Source organism: Gordonia namibiensis NBRC 108229 (assembly GCF_000298235.1).
Classification (GTDB): Bacteria; Actinomycetota; Actinomycetes; order Mycobacteriales; family Mycobacteriaceae; genus Gordonia; species Gordonia namibiensis.
In genome coordinates this window covers 1-4142 of the sequence record NZ_BAHE01000040.1, presented here as the reverse complement: position 1 = coordinate 4142, position 4142 = coordinate 1, and the positions used below count along the sequence as shown (strand labels likewise).

The following is a 4142-nucleotide window of genomic DNA, read 5'->3' as shown; positions in this document are numbered from 1 at the left end:
CGGCCGCGCATCTGACGGGTCTCGTCGGCCGGGTAGTTGGCCGACCCGGGGTGCTGCGCGGCGCGCCGGCCGCGATCGTCTGTCGGCGGTCGAGGATGTTGGCTCGCCGGACCCCTGGGGGCCCCGCGCCCATCGTCGTGTCGGGAACTCCGTGGGATCACGCCCACGATTGTTCCTCATCTCGGGCCGGTGCCGCTTGAACCGGGGCGTTGTGTGGCACACGTCGGCGATATTGCACACTGGATGCGTGACTGACGTAAGTGAGGGCGGACGACTGCTGGCGGCCGTCGACATCGCACGAGCCGCGCTGGTCGACGAAGGACAGCAGCCCGGCGCGCATCGGCGCAGCGTCGCCGAGGGCGAGTGGGCCGCTGCACATTACTTCGACGCCGAGCTCGCAGGCTATCGCGGATGGCAGTGGTGCGTCGTGCTGGCCGGGTCCCCGGGCAGCGACGAGATCACCCTCAGTGAGGTCGTGTTGCTGCCGGGTGAGGGCTCGCTGCTCGCCCCGCCGTGGGTGCCGTGGGCCGAGCGTGTCGCCTCCGGTGACCTCGCGCCCGGCGATCTGCTGGCCGCGGAGCCCGACGATCCCCGTCTGGTCCCCAACCAGATCGACACCGGCGACGAGTTCCGCTTCGACTCCGAGTCCGAGGACCCCGACGAGATCGGTCAGATCGCCGGCGAGATCGGCCTCGGCCGACGCCGGCTGCTGAGCCGCGACGGTCGCGCCGACGCCGCGCAGCGCTGGTACGACGGCGATTTCGGACCGTCGTCGGAGATGGCGCAGGCCGCTCCGTACACGTGTTGGACCTGTGGTTTCTACGTGCCCCTCGCGGGTGCGCTGCGCGCCGGATTCGGCGTCTGCGCAAACGAATACGCGGCCGACGGCCGGGTGGTCTCCGCCGAGTACGGCTGCGGCGCACACTCCGATGTCCAGGCGCCCAAGGGTGAGGGTTCACCCGCATATGACGCCTACGACGATGGCGCCCTCGAGGTCGTCTCGGTCACCCGAGACGCCGAACCGGCCCGCTCCTGAACGACACCCCACGCCGATGAGCGCCGATCCGTTCGGCCCAGACCCGTTCGACACCGCCGCACTGCGGTCGTCGACGCTCGACGCCTGGATCGCCTCGCCGACCCGTCTCGCCGAGGATGCCGCCGCCGAGTCTGATCTGGTGACCGTCGGATACCGCGACCGGTTGCTCACCGAACTCGCCGCCAATGCCGCAGATGCCGCAGCCGCGGCGGGGATCGCGGGGGAGCTCGCGGTGTGGGTCTCCGATGGCGAGCTGCATGTCGCGAACACCGGTGAGCCGCTGAGCGTCGAGGGTGTTCGCTCGCTCGCGGCGCTGCGCGTGTCGGCCAAGGCGCCCGCCGACGGTCAGATCGGCCGATTCGGCGTCGGGTTCACCGCCACGGCGACGGTCGCCGACCGCATCGAGATCCGTTCGCGCACCGGGTCGGTCGTCTTCGACCGCGCCGCCACCGTGGAAGCCGTTCGGGACGCCGGTCTCCCGGGTGACGCCGTCCCGGTTCTGCGACTCGTGTGGCCGTCGGAGGTCGGGCTCGCCAACGGGTTCGACACCGAGGTGGTCCTGAGTCTCCGGGAGCCGGCGGGTCCGCTGATCGAGGCGATGCTCGCGCAAGCACCCGATCTGGTTGTGGAACTCGCCGCGCTGCAGCGGATCACCGTCGACGGTGTGGAGGTCTCGGTCGAGCGGTCCACCGGGCCCGCGGTCGAAGACGATCAGGCCTCCTCTGCGATCGTCACCGTGTCCGTGGATGACGGTGCCGGCTCGGCGTCGACTCGGCGCTGGTTGGAGGTGACCCGCGGCGGGACGCGCTGGCTCGTCGACGCAGACAACGGTCGCGCACCCGAGCACGATGTGCTGCGCGCTCCCACGCCCACCGACATCGAACTGAGCCTGCCGTGTCGGTGCATCACCGACCTCGCGCTCACCCCGGACCGTCGACACCTACATCCGGGAGCCGAGATCGGCGATGCCGCAGCCGGTTACGTCGACCTGTTGCTCCTGGTCGACCCGGTTCGCCGGTTACAGCTCGTACCGGAGCTTCACCTTGCGCGAAATCGTGATGATGCCAGGCTGATCGAGGCCGTACGCGTGCAACTTCGCGACACCGCGTGGCTGCCGGGCGCGGACGACGAGCCGTTGCTGCCGTCGCGGGCCGTGGTCCTGATCGGGTTGACCGATCGCCTGGCGGAGATGTTGTCCGAACACTTCGCGGATCTCGTCCACCCCGATATCTCTCTCGCCCAGTATCTTCCGGCGCTGGGCCGACTTGGGGTCGAGGAACTCGGGTTGGCGGGGCTGGCCGAGCGACTCGGCGGACTACAGCACGAGCCGTCGTGGTGGCACGACCTGTATGAGGCGCTCGCGCCGCTCGTGTCGACGGGACGCGAGGTCGAGGAACTGGGTGCGCTGCCGATCCCGCGGTCTGACGGGCGGATGTCGGTCGGGGTGCGTGGCCTGTTCGTGAGTGACCGCATCGCCACGCCGATGCGCTGGATTCCCACCGTCCATCCCGAGGCCCGCCATTCGCTCTTGGAACGTCTGGGCGTGCAGGAACTCTCGGTCACCGACGCACTGGCCGACCCGGCGTTGCGGGTGTTGGTCGAAGACGTCGACCTCGACTCTGCTGTGGACGATGACTTGGCCGGCGACGACGGGTTGGCCGCCGAGATCTGTGCAGTCCTGCGCGCCGATCCGGATGCGGCCGTGCCGCCGTGGCTGGCCACCCTGCCGCTGCTCGACACCGACGGCGAGTTCCGTCCCGCGGACGAACTCCTGCTCCCCGACAGTCCGCTGCTGGGTGTCCTCGTCGAAGACCATCCGTTCGGCGTCGTCGATGCCGAAGTCGTATCCGAGTGTGGCGCAGACGAGCTGCGGCGTCTGGGTGTCGGGTGGGGTTTCCTCACGGTGGTCGACGAACTGCCGGTCGGACCCGACCACGACCTCCCCGACGAGGAGGACTGGTGGGACACGCTGCCCGACGCACCCGAAAGACTCACGGCGGTCCGCGATCTCGATCTGATCGACGACCGGTCCTGGCCCGAGGCGCTGACCATGATGGCGACCGACGAGGCCATCGCACCGCTGCTCGCCGACCGCGACGGGTACACCGCCTGGTGGTTGCGACGGCACGCCGAGGTGGACGGATTGCTGCTGGGGGAGTACCGCGCCCCGTCGGACGAGATCCTCGCCGGGATCATCGACCCGCTCGACCATCCGCATGCCGATGCACTGGTAGGCGCTCTCGCACGCCTCGAGCCCGACACCGCCGACGACGCGGCGTTGTTGCTCACCCGTCTCGGCGACCCCGACCGGGACATCACGGCGGGCGCCGCGGTGACGGTGCACGCCGCCATGGTCGTGGCGTGCCGTCGCGGTGGCATCGATCCGGCGGATGTCGAGGTCCCCGAACGGGTCCGGACGATCGCCGGCACCGTCACCGATCGTGCCGTGGTCGTCGACCAGCCGTGGTTCCTACAGGCTCTGTCGGATGGGGAGACAGTCCTCGCCGGACCGACGGTGACCGCGGCCGACGCCGAGACTCTCGCGACACTGCTCGACCTGCCGCTCGCGTCCGAGGAGTACACCGCAACCGTCCGCGACCCCGGTGACGCTGCGACCTGGGCCCACCCCGAAGCGGTGCGGTTCGGCGCCGAACGCGGGGTCGAGGTACCGCGCGGACAGGTGCGGTTGCACGACGAGCTGTGGATCAGCCTGCGCGACGCCGGCTCTCGGCGCGAGGCCCGAGTGCGGTGGTGGGTCGAGGACGGGGTCACGCACCTCGAACGCCGCACGGCCCCAGAATCCTGAGGACGGACCGAAGTCGCGCGACATCGTTTGGGCTTAACCACCTGCTCGCTAAGGTGCGAGGGGCGATGCGATGAGCCGCGACCATTTGCTCCCTGAGGTGCGAGGAGCGTTAGCGAACAAGGCGTGACCATTTGCTCCCTGAGATGCGAGGAGCGTTAGCTAACAAGCGGCGACCGCTTGCTCCCTGAGGTGCGAGGAGCGTTAGCGAACAAGCCGCGACTACTTGCTCCCTGAGGTGCGAGGAGCGTTAGCGACGAGCCACGAAGGGTTGGCGACAATTCAACGCTCCGCACCAACCGC

Annotated in this window: 2 protein-coding genes; both read left to right on the top strand. The window is 69.6% G+C overall.

The annotated features are described in order from the left end of the window. The first annotated feature begins 247 nt into the window (after positions 1-247). Positions 248-1036: a DUF3027 domain-containing protein gene (locus tag GONAM_RS17890; protein ID WP_040536870.1), complete on the top strand. Its 789-nt coding sequence runs from the start codon at positions 248-250 to the stop codon at positions 1034-1036. Positions 1037-1052: 16 nt separating this feature from the next. Next, on the top strand, positions 1053-3842 hold the full coding sequence (locus tag GONAM_RS17885; RefSeq protein WP_006868167.1) for a sacsin N-terminal ATP-binding-like domain-containing protein: 2790 nt from the start codon (positions 1053-1055) through the stop codon (positions 3840-3842). The last annotated feature ends 300 nt before the right edge of the window (positions 3843-4142 follow it).

What these genes read in the sequence shown, in the direction of transcription:
- GONAM_RS17885 (WP_006868167.1), top strand. Translation starts at nt 1,053, where the DNA reads ATGAGCGCCGATCCGTTCGGCCCAGACCCGTTCGACACCGCCGCACTG.